At 61.0% G+C, this 16157-nt stretch carries 15 protein-coding genes; 4 read left to right on the top strand and 11 right to left on the bottom strand.

Annotated features, from left to right (window positions below; all coding sequences use genetic code 11):
• Positions 1–51: 51 nt before the first annotated feature.
• From AC1MEW_RS33935 to AC1MEW_RS33950, 4 genes are read right to left on the bottom strand one after another with little or no spacing between them, the layout of a single operon-like run.
• Positions 52–609 carry a DUF4136 domain-containing protein gene (locus AC1MEW_RS33935; protein ID WP_201255468.1) on the bottom strand — a complete coding sequence of 186 codons (558 nt, stop codon included), beginning with the start codon at positions 607–609 and terminating at the stop codon, positions 52–54.
• 42 nt (positions 610–651) lie between these two features.
• The gene (locus tag AC1MEW_RS33940; protein WP_322270444.1) at positions 652–1266 is read right to left on the bottom strand and encodes a DUF4136 domain-containing protein; all 615 of its coding nucleotides are present in this window, start codon (positions 1264–1266) and stop codon (positions 652–654) included.
• A 12-nt stretch (positions 1267–1278) separates the two neighbouring features.
• The gene (locus tag AC1MEW_RS33945) at positions 1279–2028 is read right to left on the bottom strand and encodes a methyltransferase domain-containing protein (protein WP_201200263.1); all 750 of its coding nucleotides are present in this window, start codon (positions 2026–2028) and stop codon (positions 1279–1281) included.
• Positions 2028–2330 carry a MazG-like family protein gene (locus tag AC1MEW_RS33950; protein ID WP_007951009.1) on the bottom strand — a complete coding sequence of 101 codons (303 nt, stop codon included), beginning with the start codon at positions 2328–2330 and terminating at the stop codon, positions 2028–2030. Before AC1MEW_RS33950 ends, AC1MEW_RS33945 begins: the two co-directional genes overlap by 1 nt.
• A gap of 301 nt (positions 2331–2631) precedes the next feature.
• Here AC1MEW_RS33950 and AC1MEW_RS33955 point away from each other — a divergent pair, with 301 nt between their 5' ends.
• Complete coding sequence (locus AC1MEW_RS33955) at positions 2632–2925, top strand: hypothetical protein (RefSeq protein ID WP_201200261.1); 294 nt, start codon at positions 2632–2634, stop codon at positions 2923–2925.
• Positions 2926–3087: 162 nt separating this feature from the next.
• Positions 3088–4437, top strand: coding sequence for an MATE family efflux transporter (locus AC1MEW_RS33960; RefSeq protein ID WP_201255467.1), 1350 nt, complete (start codon positions 3088–3090; stop codon positions 4435–4437).
• Here AC1MEW_RS33960 and AC1MEW_RS33965 read toward each other — a convergent pair.
• The 7 genes from AC1MEW_RS33965 to AC1MEW_RS33995 form a co-directional block, all read right to left on the bottom strand.
• Positions 4431–5306, bottom strand: a complete 876-nt coding sequence (locus AC1MEW_RS33965; RefSeq protein ID WP_480425052.1) for an alpha/beta hydrolase — start codon at positions 5304–5306, stop codon at positions 4431–4433. The two genes, AC1MEW_RS33960 and AC1MEW_RS33965, sit on opposite strands and share 7 nt — an antisense overlap.
• An 18-nt stretch (positions 5307–5324) precedes the next feature.
• Entirely contained in the window at positions 5325–6122 is a 798-nt protein-coding gene (locus tag AC1MEW_RS33970) for a DUF4123 domain-containing protein (RefSeq protein ID WP_480425054.1), read from the bottom strand.
• On the bottom strand, positions 6119–7441 hold the full coding sequence (locus AC1MEW_RS33975; protein ID WP_480425056.1) for a contractile injection system protein, VgrG/Pvc8 family: 1323 nt from the start codon (positions 7439–7441) through the stop codon (positions 6119–6121). The genes AC1MEW_RS33970 and AC1MEW_RS33975 overlap by 4 nt, the downstream gene beginning before the upstream one ends.
• A 233-nt stretch (positions 7442–7674) precedes the next feature.
• Positions 7675–9588 (bottom strand): arginine decarboxylase, encoded by a 1914-nt coding sequence (speA, locus tag AC1MEW_RS33980; protein ID WP_201200253.1) that lies wholly within the window; start codon positions 9586–9588, stop codon positions 7675–7677.
• Between the two features lie 218 nt (positions 9589–9806).
• Positions 9807–10178, bottom strand: a complete 372-nt coding sequence (locus AC1MEW_RS33985; protein ID WP_480425057.1) for a translation initiation factor Sui1 — start codon at positions 10176–10178, stop codon at positions 9807–9809.
• Between the two features lie 267 nt (positions 10179–10445).
• Positions 10446–11003 (bottom strand): NUDIX hydrolase, encoded by a 558-nt coding sequence (locus tag AC1MEW_RS33990; RefSeq protein ID WP_201200252.1) that lies wholly within the window; start codon positions 11001–11003, stop codon positions 10446–10448.
• Between the two features lie 3 nt (positions 11004–11006).
• The gene (locus tag AC1MEW_RS33995) at positions 11007–12074 is read right to left on the bottom strand and encodes a DUF2333 family protein (RefSeq protein WP_201200251.1); all 1068 of its coding nucleotides are present in this window, start codon (positions 12072–12074) and stop codon (positions 11007–11009) included.
• A gap of 289 nt (positions 12075–12363) precedes the next feature.
• Here AC1MEW_RS33995 and gcbA point away from each other — a divergent pair, with 289 nt between their 5' ends.
• Both gcbA and AC1MEW_RS34005 read left to right on the top strand, forming a co-directional pair.
• The gene (gene gcbA, locus AC1MEW_RS34000) at positions 12364–14034 is read left to right on the top strand and encodes a diguanylate cyclase GcbA (protein WP_201200250.1); all 1671 of its coding nucleotides are present in this window, start codon (positions 12364–12366) and stop codon (positions 14032–14034) included.
• A gap of 955 nt (positions 14035–14989) precedes the next feature.
• Positions 14990–16033 carry a methyl-accepting chemotaxis protein gene (locus AC1MEW_RS34005; RefSeq protein ID WP_480427390.1) on the top strand — a complete coding sequence of 348 codons (1044 nt, stop codon included), beginning with the start codon at positions 14990–14992 and terminating at the stop codon, positions 16031–16033.
• The last annotated feature ends 124 nt before the right edge of the window (positions 16034–16157 follow it).

Here is a 16157-nt window from a genome sequence, read left to right on the forward strand (position 1 = left end):
GCGAGCAGGCTCGCTCCCACAGGGGATGTGCAGGGTTAGAGAGCTGAGTGTTTATCTGGGTGGGTAGTTGGCCAGGATCCGGCCCACGGTTTCGTTCACGGCTTTGCTGCGATCGGCCGGGTTGGGCGTGCTGCTGAGCATTTGCTCGTCACTGCCGCGCCACACCAGTTTGCCGTCTTTGCCATCGAGCAGGTCGATCTGGATGGTTGCCACTTTGTAGGTGATGTTGCGGGTTTCGTTGTACATCGGCGCGGCCCAGTAGCCGTTCCATGGGCTACCCCAACCGCCGCCGTAGTTGGTGGTCACCTGTTGCTGACGGTCTTCGATGATCAGGTAGGCCTGCACGTTCACATCACCTTTGCTGCCCGCGGCGACCGGACGCAAGCCGCGCTGATCCAACTGATCGGCAACGGCCTGGCGAATGCGCTGTTCGGTCAGGTCGCTCTTGATCCGTGGATCATCAGGGCGGTATTGCAGGGCGGGTTCTTTCCAGCTCCAACTGCGATAAGCGGCGAAGTCGCGGCTGGCATCGAAGTCATGATTGACCTGGTGGGCGGCGCAGGCACTGAGCAACACGGCCATGGCCAGTAATGCGAGGCGGCGGAACATGAGTGTTCTCCGGTTGAAGAGATGAACCTATGGGAATTGTTCTCAACCAGGAGGATACGCCGACATCGCTTTTTCTACAGCTTCCCGTATCGCATCGGCGCGCTGACTTTGATTGCCCTGGTTAGCGGTTTCGGCGCTCGCGCTCCAGACCGGTTGACCGGTGCCGGCGTCGAACAGGTCGACGCGCACCACCACAACCTGTTCCTGGTAAGTGCGAACCACCGGCACGGTTTCGTACATGCCGTAACCACCGCCATATCGGTTGTAACCGCCATAACCGCCGCCGTAGTAACCGGCGTCGTCCTGAACCTGACGCAAACGGGTTTCCAGGTGCAGGTTGGCGCTGACCAACAAGTCAGGCGGGCGGTTTTCGTGCAACGGGCGCAAGCCGCGCTGGTCGAGGGCGTTGCTGACCGCTTCGGCCACTTGCGCCGAATCCGCCCAGGCCGAGCCCGGTGGCAATTGCCCGTTGAGCCAGGCCCAACTGCGGTAGCGCCCGTAGTCCCGAGGCGCTGCCGGGTAGGCGCTGCGGTCGAAGGTATTCGCCGCTTGTGGCGGCGCCGGCGGCAAGGGGTTGGACGTCGCCACATAAGGGTTGCTGCCCTGGCAAGCCGCCAAACCCAGGCACATCAGCAGTAATCCTGAACGCGCTTTCATTTCGTTCTCCGATCAGACCGGCCGACAGATCCAGTGCAAGTAACGCCCAAGCCCGGCAAAGCTTGGGTGACGACGGTGGGCCAGTTCCATTTCCAGCAAGTCCACCAGTTCGGCGCGGGCCTGGAACTCCACCGGCATGTAGTCGTGAAAAACCCGCACCCCACTCTGGGTTTCGACCTGCCACATACCCTCAAGTTGCGCCGCCAGTTCCCGGGGATCAAGGGGCTGCTGTGGGGTCAGGCTCTGCTTCTCGCCGGCCATGTCGTTCTTGCGCATTTTGCGGAAGTGGCCCTTGAGCAGATTGCGGTAGATCAACGCATCGCGGTTATAGAACGCCAGGGACAACCAGCCGTCCTTGGTGGTGAGTTGATGCAATACCGGCAGGATCGCGTGGGGTTCGGCCAGCCATTCCAGCACGGCGTGACACAGCACCAGGTCGTAGGGTTCGGTGAGTTGACCGAGCAATTCCTGCCATGGCGCTTGAATGAAGGTCGCCGTCTGACCTGCGTCAGCGAAGCGTTGGCGAGCGCCTTCGAGCATCGGTGCGGCCGGTTCGGCGAGGGTGACGTCGTGGCCGCGCTGGGCCAGCCACAACGACATGTGGCCAAGCCCGGCACCGATGTCCAGGACGCGCAGCGGCCGGTCCGGCAGGGTTTCGGCCAGGTCGGCTTGCAGCACCGCCAGACGAATCGCGCCTTTGGCCCCGCCGTAGATTTTTTCGGCAAACCGGGTCGCCAACTGATCGAAATGACGGTCGCTCATCAGCTGAACCGCCGTTCGCTGTCCGCAAGTTTGCTGCGCACTACTTCGTTCATGTCCAATCCCAACTCGCTGCACAGCAATAATAGATAGAGCACGATGTCACCGACTTCCTGCCCGGCGTGGGCGAGTTTGTCTGCCGGCAATTGCCGCGACTGGTCTTCGGTCAGCCACTGGAAGATCTCCACCAGCTCGGACATTTCCACGCTCGCGGCCATGGCCAGGTTTTTCGGGCTGTGAAATTGCCGCCAGTCATTGCGGTCACGGATGGCGTGCAGGCGTTCGGTCAGTTCAACAAGGTTCATCGGGCTCTCCTGAAGGCGTATAGCTTCGGGGGGATGGCGGATGAAGGCAAGCGCCAGAGATTGACGACACTTTCTGGGGGCGCCGAGCTTATGTGGCGAGCGAGCTTGCTCGCGCCGGGCTGCGTAGCGGCCCCTTTTGTGAGTGCTGCGCACTCAAGCGGGAGCAAGCTCACTCGCCACACAAGCTCACTCCCACCGGGGCAATGCAAACCCTCTATGCTTGTAGGGAACTCGGCGCCGCGATCAATGGCCCAAGGCTCAGGCACGGCAACCCTGCCACCTCTTTCATCAGGACACCCACATGCAGGTAGAAAGTTTTTTCGAATGGCTCGGCCAGGCACTCGGTTCTGTCATCCGTTTTATCGTCGACGGCCTCAGTGGCCTGTTCAATATTTTGAGCCATGCGGGCGGTAATTTTGTCGAAGGGCTGTCCCGGGCGCTGGGCATGGACACGTCGATCATCAGCATCATCGCGCTAATCATCGGGTTGATGCTGTTGTGGTCGGCGATTCGGGCGTTCATGAATGCGTCGATCATCGCCGGGATTATCTGGTTGCTGCTGGGGCTTTGGTTGTTGAGCTGGATTATTCATTAAGACAGCCCATAACCCTGTGGGAGCGGGCTTGCTCGCGAAAGCGGTGTGTCAGGCGACGTAAATGTTGAATGTCAGTCCGTCTTCGCGAGCAAGCCCGCTCCCATATTGGATCGCAGCACATTCAGATGTACCGCTACAATGCCCGCTCCCCAAGGAGCCCGCATGTCCAACCTGATCGCCGACTGGCGCGACCGCCCGACCCATCGCAAGGTCTGGGCACTCGCCGCGCCCATGATCCTCTCGAACATTTCCGTACCGCTGGTGGCGCTGGTCGACAGTACCGTCATCGGGCACTTGCCCCATGCCCATCAGTTGGGTGCCGTCGCTGTGGGCGCCAGCCTGTACACCTTTCTGGCCTGGGGCATGGGTTTCCTGCGCATGGGCACGACCGGTTTCGCCGCCCAAGCGACCGGCCGTGGGGATGGCGCGGCGTTGCGGCAGATTTTGTTGCAGGGGCTGTTGTTGGCGATGGGGTTGTCGATTGTGCTGGGGGCGGCGGGGGTTCCGTTGAGCGGCGTGGCGCTGCACTTCATGCAACCCTCGGCAGAACTGGATCAACTGACCCGCGAATTTTTCCACACCCGACTGTTCGGTCTGCCCGCGGCGCTGGCCAGTTATGCGCTGGTGGGCTGGTTCCTCGGTACCCAGAACGCCCGGGCACCGCTGGCGATTCTGCTGAGCACCAACCTGGTGAACATCGCGCTGAACCTGTGGTTCGTCCTCGGGCTCGATTGGGGCGTGGTCGGCGCGGCCCGAGCGTCGGTGATCGCCGAATGGACCGGCGCCCTGATCGGCCTGTTCATGACCCGCAAAGCCCTGCGCGCCTATCCGGGCCACATCGCCTGGGCCGCCCTCGCGCTATGGCAGAGCTGGCGCCCGCTGCTGGCGGTCAACCGCGATATTTTCATCCGTAGCCTGGCGCTGCAATCGGTGTTTTTCCTGATTACCGTGCAAGGTGCGCGGCTGGGTGATGCCACGGTCGCCGCCAATGCGCTGCTGCTCAATGGTTTGCTGCTGACCGCCCACGCCCTCGATGGCCTCGCCCATGCGGTGGAAGCCCTGTGCGGCCACGCCATCGGCGCTGGCGATCGACAATCTCTGCGCCGTTCATTGGTGGTAGCCACCGGTTGGTCGTTGTTGGCAAGTCTGGGCTTTGCCGCACTGTTTCTGTTTGCCGGGCATTTGTTCATCGAGATGCAGACCAACATCCAGAGCGTGCGTGACACCGCATTCATCTACCTACCCTACCTCGCCGCCCTGCCGCTGCTCGCGGTCTGGAGCTACTTGCTGGACGGGCTGTTTATCGGCGCCACCCGGGCCCGGGAAATGCGCAATGGCATGTTGTTGACGGTGCTGCTGTTGCTGCCGTTCGCCTGGGCGCTACAAGGTCTGGGCAACCACGGGCTGTGGATAACATTCCTGTTGTTTATGGTACTGCGCAGCCTGACCCTCGGCGCCTTTGCCTGGTACTTGCGCCAGAACGACGGCTGGTTTGCCGGTCGCGCTCACTGAGTTGGCGTGGCATTGACGAAGGACGTCACCTCATCGAGCACAGGCGCCAATCCGCGCATGGGCCGGGACAGCGTCGCCACCAGCGTGGCGTGGCTGGTGCGCGAATAGTACAGGTCCTGAACCGGCACCCCGGCGGCGCGCAGTTTGCTCGCCAGACCGCCAGTGTTGCGGGTTGGGTTGACCACGTCATCGTCCCTCGACGCCATCAACAAGGCTGGCGGCGCGCCGCGACTGACGTGATTGATCGGTTGGGATTGTGGCGGTGAGTCCGGCCAGAAAAACACCGGGCGCACCTCGGGATTCTTGATCGGCAGGAAGTCATACGGCCCGGCGAGACCGATCCAGCCACTCAGATCATGTGGCGACATCCCCACGGCCCCCAGCAACTGCGGCTCCAGCGCCAACATCGCGACGTTGTAGGCCCCGGAACTGTGGCCCATCAGGTACAACCGTTTAGGGTCACCGGAAAACTGGCGAATGTGTTCGTGGGTCCAGGCCACAGCCTTGGCGCCATCCTCAAGGAATGACGGATAGCGCACCTGCGGATACAACCGATAGTCCGCCAGCACCGCGACAATCCCACGGCACGCCAGCGCTTCGCCGACAAAGCTGTAATCGCTGCGAGAACCGCTGTTCCAACTGCCACCATAGAAAAACACCACCACCGGAGCGTTTTCCACCGCGTGCCGGGGCACATACACATCGAGCTTCTGCCGTGCATCACTTCCATAAGCAATGCCTTCGGTCTTGTCGAAGGTGCCGTCGGGGGTCAACGCGTTGAGCATTTTCAGTGGCGAGCACGCGGTCATCACAGCCAGTAAAAAGCCGCCGATCAACACCTTGAACAGTCGCAGGGTTGTGCTCGCCATATTGGTGAAACCTCGTGTTCAGGGTTGATCGCTCTGCCACCGGTTGCGCAGGTTATCGAGCCGCTCCTGCTGGGTCAGCCCCGGCAAAGGTTGGGCAGGCAAAGCACCGGGGTACTGCAAGCGTAGCCATAACCAGCCATCCAGAACCGGGCGTTCGCTGAAGCCCAGCGCCAGGCCCTCCTGCACATGGGACCACAGGCGGTTGTATTCGGTGCCGGTGGATCGGCTCCAGTACCAGGCATGTTGCTCCAGCAGGCAGGTTTGCAGTTTTTCCCGCTGACGAGGGCTGAGGGTTTCTTCGACCGCCAACGGGCGGACCGCCAGCCCCGGATTGAGCAACTGCTGCCAGCCCTGACTGCCAATCGCCCGGTCGGCCCAGGTTCCGCCGAACCAGCGTAACTGAGCGATGGGCCCGAGCCAGCGGCTCAGTTCCTCGGCATCACAGGCATCGAAAAAGTAGCTGGCGCAGTACGGGTTGTAATAACTCAGTAGCGCCCGGTGATGCAGGCCGAGCGTGACCGTGAGCATGCGACGTAAATGCGCCAGCAACGGCGGCGCCGACGCCTCACTGACCACCAGTAAACCTTGCCAGGTATGCGGCTCGCTGTAGCAAAGTTCGATCAACGCCGGGCAGTCCTGCAACTCGACCAGGGCGGGGCCTTGCTCGCGCAACGGGTGCAACTCCGTCCCTTCGAACAACCAGAACCGGCGAACATCGGCAAACCGCTGCTGCAAGGTCGCCGCCGCCCTAGGTGCACCCGGCACATCCAGCAACAGCCATTGTGAGGTCGGATCAGGCGCCTGAACGTCGCTCATGCTGCACCGCTCTGACCCAATAGCGTCGCCGCCCGGCAGGTGCAAATCGTCTCCCGACAATGACTGAAACTTCCGCCACCGGGCAGCAGGCACAGCAACACCAACGGCTCGCTGGATTGCAGCAAGGCCAGCAAACCGTCCATCGCCGGCGGCACGTGAGTGGGATGCGGTTGCGGCATTTCAACCACATCGACAGCCGATTGGTTCCGAAGCAGACCGGTGATCAGCGGTTGATCCGGATCGCCCTCGATGAAACTGACCACCACCTCGGCCCCCGCCCGCCATTGCGAAACGGCCGCGCCTTTCAGCTCAGGGGCCAATGGTAGCCAACAGTGTCCAGGCTTCGCCCCTTCGCCCTGATAGAGCCAGTCGAACTGCACCGCAACCGGGCGGGACGGATCGGGTTGTGCCTGTGCAACTTCAACCACCCAGGCCCGTTGCAAACTGAGCATCTTCGGTTTCACCACCGCTGGGCTCGCCACCCACGGCGCCTCCCACGGCACGGCGCGGATCGTGTTGGAATAGGGCAACAACGGATCCTGGCAGCCCTGGTGCTCGACCCGGATCAACCGCCACAGATGATTCCACTCGCGGACCGGATGACCGGACAGCGGCATCAACTGACCACTGCGCAACGTCGTCAGGTCCGTGCGGCCCCTGGCGACTGGCGCCGTCTGCGCGCTGACCTGAACCTCGAACCGACACAACGCTGGCGGCCCGCTGTCGTCCTGAAACACCAGCGTTTGCGCGCGGCACGATGGCCCCTGACCGTCACCGACGATCAAGCAGTGCCCACGACTGGAGTGCTCGAAATGGTAATGAAGACGCTCTTCGGCGCACAGACGCTGGAAAAATTGCAGGTCCGATTCGCTGTACTGCGTGCAGAAATCACGCGGTGGATATTCACCACTCAACGCCAGACGCCAGTCCTTACCGGCAATGCCGTGTTCCTTGAGTACCTGGCCGAGAATCCGCGGCACCGACTGCCCGCTGAAAATGCGTTGGCTGAAGCGCTGGGCCAGGCACGCCAGTTTCGGCCCAAGACGCACACGACAAAGCCGGGATGAGCTGCCGTGCTCACGTTGGACGAGTTCATGCAATTGCCCGTGGATACCGTTACCAGCAGCTTCAAACTGCAAGAACGCCGCACGATAAAGCAGGCTCGCAAGGTCCAGCGTCGGATCATTGATCAGCAGGTCCACTTCGAACACAAACGGTTCGCTAATGGCTTCATTACCGGTAAAGGCCAGGACCTCAAAGGCGTCGGGCAGGCCCGCTACGTCCAGACGAAATGACGGCTCGTTGACTGGATCGAACATCGGCGATTCTCTACAGGAGGGGCGGCCGGGGATTCTCGCTGAGAGACATGGCCGAGTAGAGTGCCGAAGTACAACTTAGGAAATGACCTACGAGAAAAGAAGACCACATCACTTTAATAGCCGTGATGTCAGTCATTTCAGATAAAAAAAGAGAGGTGTCGCACCAGGTCATCTGAAACTTCCGCGAGGGTGCGGAACATTTTCAGACAACCTGATGGGAGCAGTGACTTACCTCAAGACGACAGGTAAGACGAACGGGTCAGACCCAGGCGCAACGCGTCGAGGAACTGGGTACGCTCGGCGGCAGTGATGCGCGCACTCGCGCACTTGTCGCGGTAGTGGGTCATCAGTTCTTCCGGCGACAAGTGCACGTAGCGCAGCATGTCTTCGATGGTGTCGTGGGTTTCGATACCGGCGTGGTACACGGTGCCGTCAGCGTTCTGGTAGATGTTCACCGAATCGGTGTCACCGAACAGGTTGTGCATGTCGCCGAGAATTTCCTGGTAAGCGCCGACCAGGAAGATCCCCAGCAGGTAGTCTTCACCGTCATTCAACCCGTGTACCGGCAGACTGGTTTCGATGCTCTGCTCGTCGACGTATTGCTTGATCTTGCCGTCGGAGTCGCAGGTCAGGTCTTGCAGCACCGCACGGCGCATCGGCTCTTCGTCGAGACGGTGCAGCGGCAGGATCGGCAGTACCTGGCCGATGGCCCAAGTGTCCGGCAGGCTCTGGAACACCGAGAAGTTGCAGATGTACTTGTCGGCGAGCTTGTCGTTGAGTTCGTCGAGCACCTGGCGGTGGGAACGCTGACGGGCTTTCAACGAGTTGTGCAGGCGACGGCAGACGGCGAAGTAGCATTGCTCGGCCAGGGCTTTTTCTGCCAGGGTCAGCTTGCCATCGGCGTATTGGCTAGCGATGTCGCTCATGTAGTGCGTGGCGCGCCAGTAGGTCTCGGTGACCATCTCTATGTCGGTCGGGCCCAGCAGGTCAACCAGCCACTGCACGGTTTCCGGCAGTTCTTCCTTGTTGTCGATCTGCGGCACGTCGTCGTTATGCTTTTCGACGTCGGTCACCTGCACCACGAGCATCGCGTGGTGAGCGGTCAGGGAGCGGCCGCTCTCGGAGAAGATGTTCGGGTGCGGCAGGTTCTGCGCGTCGCAGAATTCCTTGAGCATCCCGACCACGACACCGGCGTAATCGTCCATGTCGTAGTTGATCGAACTGGCGTTACGCGAGTGCGTACCGTCGTAGTCCACGCCCAAACCGCCGCCGACGTCGATGTGATCCACCGGCAGGCCGAGGTTGCGCAGTTCGCCGTAGTAACGAATCGCTTCCTTGAAGCCATGCTGGTAGTCCGCCAGGTTGGCGATCTGCGAACCCATGTGGAAGTGCAACAGGCGAATGCCTTGATCCAGGCCCGCTGCGCGGAAACGCTCGACCACCGACAGCAGTTGCGCCGCCGACAGACCGAACTTGGATTTTTCGCCACCGGTGTCAGCCCACTTGCTTGAGGCCAGGGACGACAGACGCACGCGCAGGCCAACCTGAGGCTTGACCTTCAGCGAGGCGGCCTCTTCGATCACCAGGCCAACTTCGGATTCTTTCTCGATCACGATGAACACGTTGTGACCGAGCTTCTGGCCCATCAGCGCCAGACGGATGAACTCGCGGTCCTTGTAACCGTTGCAGACGATGGTGCCGCCCTTCGGTGCCAGGGCCAAAACGGCGAGCAGCTCAGGCTTGGAGCCGGCTTCCAGGCCGATGGACACGTCCTGGGTGGCGATGATGTTCTCGATCACCGCTTCTTGCTGGTTAACCTTGATCGGGTACAGCGCGGTGTACTTGCTCTGGTATTCCAGGCGTTCAATGTTGGCATCGAAGGCGCCGGTCAACTGACGCACGCGGTCTTGCAGGATATCGGGGAACCGCACCAGCAATGGCAAGGACAAACCGCTTTTGCGCAGTTGGTCGACTTGCTCGAACAGGTCGATAGGCGAACTGGTCGGACCGTTCGGACGAACTTCGACGCGACCGGCGTCATTGATCGCGAAATATCCGGCCCCCCAATGGCGAATCCCGTAAACACTGCGGCTGTCCGCAACTGTCCATTGGCTGCCATCGTCTTTGCGTGTGCGTCTTACGGACATTGAAGTCCCCTATAAAGAAGTCATAGAGCGTCGCCTGGGTTCAGGCCGGCGCAGTCTAAAGAATGAAAATGACGGTTCGTCAACGAGGGGATAGACCTCGCTGACCGCAGTGAGTTTAGAAACCGGTCAGAACAGGCTCTGTGAAAACCATGTTGGCGACGCCAGGCCAGAATGAAATCAGGACTGGATCAAGCCGAGGGTGGTTTTCACAGAGGCTGCTAGCCGCCGGACTTCTTCGCCTTGAAACCAAGTTTGATCAGCTCGGCCAAGAGTAGCTCGACATGATCGCCCTGGATTTCAATGATTCCGTCTTTCAACGCCCCGCCGGTGCCGCAACGTTTCTTCAACGTGGTGGCCAGGGCCGCGAGCGCATCAAGGGCCAGCGGCACGCCGGTGATGGTGGTCACCGTCTTGCCGCCACGGCCCTTGCTTTCGCGACGCACGCGAGCAATGCCGTCGCCGGCAGGGATCACGGTTTGTTTGCAGATACAGGCATCCACCGGTTTGCTGCAATCCGGGCAATGACGACCTGCGTCGGTGGAAAATACCAGGCCACCAAGGGCGGCGAAGGATGCGGCTTTTTTGGCCACCGGCAATCCTCTTGGGAGGACAAAGACTGGTCGCAGCACTTAGGCAAGGCTATCGACCGCGAAGCCCCACTCAGGCAGGGGCAGCGCTACTGAAACAGTACAGACCTGTAGGAGCGAAGCTTGCTCGCGAAAGGACGTCAACGATAACGCGCGGCATCAGACAGAACGAGTCGTCCATGCATCCTTCGCGAGCAAGCTTCGCTCCTACAAAAGGTCGCGCAGTGTAACGGCAAAAAGCCGACTTGCTAAGAGCCAATCGGCGCCAATTTATGCCTTCTTTGCGACGTCGGTTTGCTGAGCCTTCAGATAACGCTTCAACGCGGCCAAAGAGTCCGGGCAGTAAGGCTTTTGGGTGATTTCCTGCATCACCTGATCAATCGGAATAAAGCGCGCTTCAAGCACTTCTTCCGGCTGCAGGATCAACGGACCGTCCCACACGGCCGAAAACGCCGAACACCACAGCCGGTTGCCGGTGTCCTCGAAGAAAAAGTGATCATGAGCGCTCAGTTCCACACCACTCACGCCCAATTCTTCTTCCAGCTCACGGGCGGCCGACTCGGCGTAACTCTCATCAGCCTGCACCATGCCCCCCGCCGCCACGTCCCAATAACCGGGATAAATGGCTTTGCTGAGGGTGCGGCGGTGCACGCAGAGCTCACCGGCCGAGTTGAACAGCATGATGTAGGTGCCGCGCCCGATCAGCCCGCGCTCACGCAGGTCGCTGCGGACCAGGGCGCCGAGCAGGTTGTCCTGCTCGTCGACCCAGGCGATGCGTTCGGCATCCGAGGCCGCGCGGTGGGCGGCCTCTTTGGCGCTATCGACCATGACTCAGCCCTGATTGAGCAGTTGACGCAGATCGATCACTGCAGCGTTGGCCCGGGAGATGTAGTTAGCCATGACCAGCGAGTGGTTGGCCAAAATCCCGAAGCCGCTGCCATTGAGGATCATCGGGCTCCAGACCGGTGCTTGCGAAGCTTCCAGCTCACGAATGATCTGGCGCACGCTGACGGTGGCGTTTTTCTTGGCCAGCACATCGGCGAAGTCGACTTCGACGGCGCGCAGCAGATGGGACAACGCCCAGGCCTGACCGCGGGCTTCGTAGAATACGTTGTCGATCTGCATCCACGGAGTTTCGACGATTTCTTCGTCAACCTGCGGCACCTGGCCCGGCATCACCACTTCGGTTTTCAGCGAGGTGTTGAGCTTGACCCGGCCAACGCTGGCCGACAGGCGTTGCGACAACGAACCCAGACGGGTGCCGACATCGCCCAGCCAGTTGTTCAGGTTGTCGGCGCGGGCATAGAACAACGCATTCTTCTGCGCCGGATCAGACAGACGGGCCTGGTAACGGCTCAGGGAATTGATGCCTTCTTGGTACTCCGATTCGCTGGATGGCAGGACCCAGCTCTTGTTATCGAAGTTGAAACGCGGCTCGGCCTTGGCCAGATCCGAGTCTTCGGCCGATTGTGACTGCGAGCGCGCAAAGTCTTTACGCAGGGCGCGGGTCATGTCGCGGACCTGGACCAGCACGCCATATTCCCAGCTCGGCATGTTGTCCATCCACAGGCCCGGCGGGAAGCGGTCGTTGGAAATGTAGCCGCCCGGCTTGTTCAGCAAGGTGCCGGCGACGGTCTTGAGGGTTTCCACCATGGTGTAGCCGACGACCATCTGCTTGCCTTCTTTCTCGGCAGCGACCTGGGCGTTTTGTTGAACCGGGAACAAGTCAGGCTCTTCACTCCAGTACCAGCCCAGGCCGATGGTCACCAACAGGTACAGGCCGATCAAAGTGGCCAGCGCCCGGCTGAACAGCAGGCCGCCGAAATAACTGCGGGTGGCCGATTTCGGTTCAGCGGCACGTTCGGGTGCGCTGCCCGCGCGGTTCTTCCAGTCCAGCATGGCGATATCCTTTCAATCACTTGAGTTCATCGGTTCGACCACAACCCTACGCCATCGTGCCTCAATTTGCCGCGCATTAATCTGCGCGAAACAACGAGCCATGCAATCGCATCGGTCGAGGCGACACTATAAATGAAGCATAGCCTTCGAGCCTATGCGACCAGTCGGTCAGAAACTGAATGATGTCGCTTTGCAGATTATTGACATACGACACTGATGTGACTGAAAAGAGGTGCTAGCATAGAGCCACCAGTCGATCTCAGCATGCACCCTAACTAGTAGTCAGGATATGACCGAGCCAGAAGACCCCAGCCGTGAGCGCCTCAAGCACCACTTTGCCCAGCGGGTAATTCATCAGGCACGTCAAATTCTTGAGATATGGCAGCGCCTGCAACGCAGCGAGTGGTCCACTACCGATTTGTCCGAGCTGAGCGAGGCCAACCTGCGCCTGCTGCGCTTTGCCGAACGCTTTGAACAACCGGAACACTCGCAATTGGCGCGCCACATCGGCCAGTCGCTGGAGGCGGTCGATGCTAATCGCGGACGCCTGAGCAGCGGCCTGATCACTGACCTCAACCGTTTGATGCAGCGCCTGTCCCGCACCGGCCTGCGTCACGGCGACCAACTGGACCAAACCTTCCTGCCGCCACTGCGCAAGCCAATCTACGTGATGCTGCAAGATCACGATCGTGCCGAACGCTTGGCCAAGCAACTGGAATTCTTCGGGCTCAGCGCCCAGTCGCTGGACAGTGTGTCGGCGTTTCGCTCCTCGATGGTCGAGCGACTGCCGGCGGCGATTGTCATGGACGTGGACTTCAGCGGCCCGGGCATCGGCTTGAAACTGGCCGCCGAAGCCCAGGTTGGTCTCGATGAACCGTTGCCGCTGCTGTTCTTCAGCCTGCACGAAACCGACACCCCTACCCGCCTCGCCGCCGTGCGCGCCGGTGGCCAGGAATTCCTCACCGGCACCCTCGAAGCCTCGAGCCTGCTGGAGAAGATCGAAGTCCTGACCTGCGTTGCCCAGTACGAACCGTATAAAGTGCTGATCATCGACGACTCCCGCGCCCAGGCCTTGCACACCGAGCGTCTGCTCAACAGCGCCGGCATTGTCACGCGCACGCTGATCGAGCCGATCCAGGCCATGGCTGAACTGGCGGACTTCCAGCCCGACCTGATCATCCTCGACATGTACATGCCGGCCTGCACCGGTACCGAACTGGCCAAAGTGATCCGCCATAACGACCGTTACGTCAGCGTGCCGATCATTTACCTGTCGGCCGAAGACGACCTGGACAAGCAACTCGACGCCATGAGCGAGGGTGGCGACGACTTTCTGACCAAACCGATCAAGCCGCGGCACCTGATCACCACCGTGCGCAACCGCGCGGCCCGGGCACGCAACCTGAAAGCGCGGATGGTCCGCGACAGCCTCACCGGTTTGTACAACCACACCCACATTCTGCAATTGCTCGAAGACTGCTCGTTCCGCGCCCGCCGCGAGAGCAAGCCGCTGAGCTTTGCGATGCTCGACATCGACCACTTCAAACGGGTCAACGACAGCCACGGCCACCCCATGGGCGACCGGGTGATCAAGAGCCTGGCGCTGTTCCTCAAGCAGCGACTTCGCAAGACCGATTTCATTGGCCGTTACGGCGGCGAAGAGTTCGCGATTGTCATGCCGGACACTGATGTCGAATCAGCGCACAAGGTGCTCGACGAAATCCGTCAGCGCTTTGCCGAGATTCACTATCCGGCCCAGCCGCAAGACCTTTGGTGCACGTTCAGCGCTGGCGTGGTCGAGCTGCGCGAAGATTCCGACAGCCTGATGATGGCCAGCCAGGCGGACGAGGCGCTGTACCGCGCCAAGGACGCCGGACGCAATCGCGTGCAAGCAGCGCGGGAGTCAAAGCAAAGTGCCACTTTTTCATCGGAATCCACCGATTCGGTCATAACGCTGTAATACAAACGCAATAAATTCAGGCGCTTACCATTCTGCCGTTGGTAGACCCGTTATGCGCCTGAAGCTGCTGACCAACCTCAATACCCTCCTGCTGGTCGCCGTGTGCGTCGCCCTCGGTGCCACGCTATGGTGGTCGCAAAAAGCCCTGGAGCGGCCCTATCTGTTGATGGAGCGCTACCTGGGACTGTCCCAGCAATTTCAAAATGAAGTGGCGCGTAACGTCGAGGATTATCTGTCCAGCGGCGATGCCCTGCGCCTGAGCAGTGCCAGCCAGGCCATCGACGGCTTACAAAAAGAACTCACCGAACTGCCCCCGGCATTGGCCGACACGTTGCGCCCGAGCCTGTCCAGCCTTGAAGAATTCAGCAAGTCCGACCTGCTGGCCGCCGGCAAACTCGCGGGGGATCCGCAGGCGCTGTTGCTCCAGGCCGAACGGGAGTTGGGCGCCAGCCTCGACCAGCTCAGCCAATACGCCAGCACCAATGCAACCTATCTGACGCCGCTGCTCGCCGCCTCCCAGCACTTGGGCAAACTGTCCCTGGCCCGGGACAAACTGGTCAGCAGCGGTCGCAGCGAACTGGCTGCCGATGTCGAGCGAGAAGTCGCCAGCATCCGCGCCCAAGCGACGCAACTGGATGCCTTGCCGCTGCTCGGCGTGGCCGCCAGCACGGAGTCGAGCACCGACGATTTCGCCTCGATGATGGGCCTGGAAAACACCGAAAAAGCCGCGACCGAAGATGCCGGGGTCGGCCTCAAGCGCGAACTCAACAGCCTGCTCACGCGCTACCCGGCTGAGCTTGCGCGCACCCGCGATCAAATCCAGAAGCGCGCCGACCTGAGCGCCGCGACACACCTGAAAATCACCGCCGTGCAGCAGGCCATCGCCGGGCTGGAACCGGTGGTGCGCGCCCAGCACGGGCAGATCCAGGGCGAAGTGCGATTGATGCAAGGGCTGATGATCGGCCTGATTCTGCTGATCGCGCTGTTGATCGACACCTTGCAACGACGCCTGGCCCGAACCCTGACCAACCTGGCGCCGGCGCTGTCGACCTGGGCCGAGGGCGACTTCAGCCAGGACATTCAGTTGGGCAAGACCAACCGCGAGTTGCATGACATCCAGGCTTCGCTCAACCGATTGCGCGCCTATCTGGTGGATTTGGTGGGGACCATTCGCCTCAATGCCGAACAAGTGGCCGGCAGCAGTCGGACATTGGCCGAGCTTAGCAACGACTTGCACACTGGCGCTGAACATCAGGCCGGCGACACGGCGTTGATCCGCGATTCCCTCGGTGAGCTGGAAGCCACCATTCAACAAGTGGCCGGCGACGCCAGCCAGGCTGCAGATGCCAGTCGCAACGCAGGATTGGCGGTCGAGCATGGCCAGAAAGTCATCGGCCTGAGCCTCACCGGGCTGCATGCGCTGGTGGGCGAAGTACAAAGCAACGCGCAGATGATTGAACACCTCGCTGAAGAGTCCGCGACCATCGGCGGCGTGCTGACAGTGATCCGTTCGATTGCCGACCAGACCAACCTGCTGGCCCTGAACGCCGCCATCGAAGCGGCCCGGGCCGGGGAAATGGGTCGAGGTTTTGCGGTGGTGGCCGAAGAAGTGCGTTCGCTGGCGCAACGCACCGCTGGCGCCACGGCAGAGATCCAGACCTTGATCGCCGGCCTGCAAACCGCGGCACGGCAATCGGTGGAAGGCATGCGCGCCCAGGTCGAGCACGCCGAAGCCACTGCCAATCAGGCTCAAGACGCTGATGGAGCGCTGGATAAAATCGTCGGGGCGATCCAGACCATTGCCGACACGGCGGTGCGCATTGCCGATGTCACGGCCCAGCAAAGCGGCGCCGTCAGCGAGATCCGTGATCACAGTGAGCGGATTCACCAGTTGGGTGGGGATAACTTGCTTCGTATCGGTGAAGGGCGTGAGCAAGGGGAGAATTTGTTGGTGTTGGGTGGGCGACTGCACACAGCCGTTCAAGCCTTCCGCGTCTGATAGATCGCCTTCGCGAGCAAGCCCGCTCCCACATTAGGAATGCGTCCTCCTGTGGGAGCGGGCTTGCTCGCGAAGGCGCCAGAACAAACACCACAAAACCCCAGGCCTGCACTCCCTCCGACTG

The organism is Pseudomonas sp. ASL4 (genome assembly GCF_056680395.1).

Bases quoted from the DNA above. Each gene is read 5' to 3' on its own strand.
- AC1MEW_RS33935 (WP_201255468.1), bottom strand. From the start codon at position 609: ATGTTCCGCCGCCTCGCATTACTGGCCATGGCCGTGTTGCTCAGTGCC.
- AC1MEW_RS33940 (WP_322270444.1), bottom strand. From the start codon at position 1,266: ATGAAAGCGCGTTCAGGATTACTGCTGATGTGCCTGGGTTTGGCGGCT.
- AC1MEW_RS33945 (WP_201200263.1), bottom strand. From the start codon at position 2,028: ATGAGCGACCGTCATTTCGATCAGTTGGCGACCCGGTTTGCCGAAAAA.
- AC1MEW_RS33950 (WP_007951009.1), bottom strand. From the start codon at position 2,330: ATGAACCTTGTTGAACTGACCGAACGCCTGCACGCCATCCGTGACCGC.
- AC1MEW_RS33955 (WP_201200261.1), top strand. From the start codon at position 2,632: ATGCAGGTAGAAAGTTTTTTCGAATGGCTCGGCCAGGCACTCGGTTCT.
- AC1MEW_RS33960 (WP_201255467.1), top strand. From the start codon at position 3,088: ATGTCCAACCTGATCGCCGACTGGCGCGACCGCCCGACCCATCGCAAG.
- AC1MEW_RS33965 (WP_480425052.1), bottom strand. From the start codon at position 5,306: ATGGCGAGCACAACCCTGCGACTGTTCAAGGTGTTGATCGGCGGCTTT.
- AC1MEW_RS33970 (WP_480425054.1), bottom strand. From the start codon at position 6,122: ATGAGCGACGTTCAGGCGCCTGATCCGACCTCACAATGGCTGTTGCTG.
- AC1MEW_RS33975 (WP_480425056.1), bottom strand. From the start codon at position 7,441: ATGTTCGATCCAGTCAACGAGCCGTCATTTCGTCTGGACGTAGCGGGC.
- speA (WP_201200253.1), bottom strand. From the start codon at position 9,588: ATGTCCGTAAGACGCACACGCAAAGACGATGGCAGCCAATGGACAGTT.
- AC1MEW_RS33990 (WP_201200252.1), bottom strand. From the start codon at position 11,003: ATGGTCGATAGCGCCAAAGAGGCCGCCCACCGCGCGGCCTCGGATGCC.
- AC1MEW_RS33995 (WP_201200251.1), bottom strand. From the start codon at position 12,074: ATGCTGGACTGGAAGAACCGCGCGGGCAGCGCACCCGAACGTGCCGCT.
- gcbA (WP_201200250.1), top strand. From the start codon at position 12,364: ATGACCGAGCCAGAAGACCCCAGCCGTGAGCGCCTCAAGCACCACTTT.
- AC1MEW_RS34005 (WP_480427390.1), top strand. From the start codon at position 14,990: ATGATCGGCCTGATTCTGCTGATCGCGCTGTTGATCGACACCTTGCAA.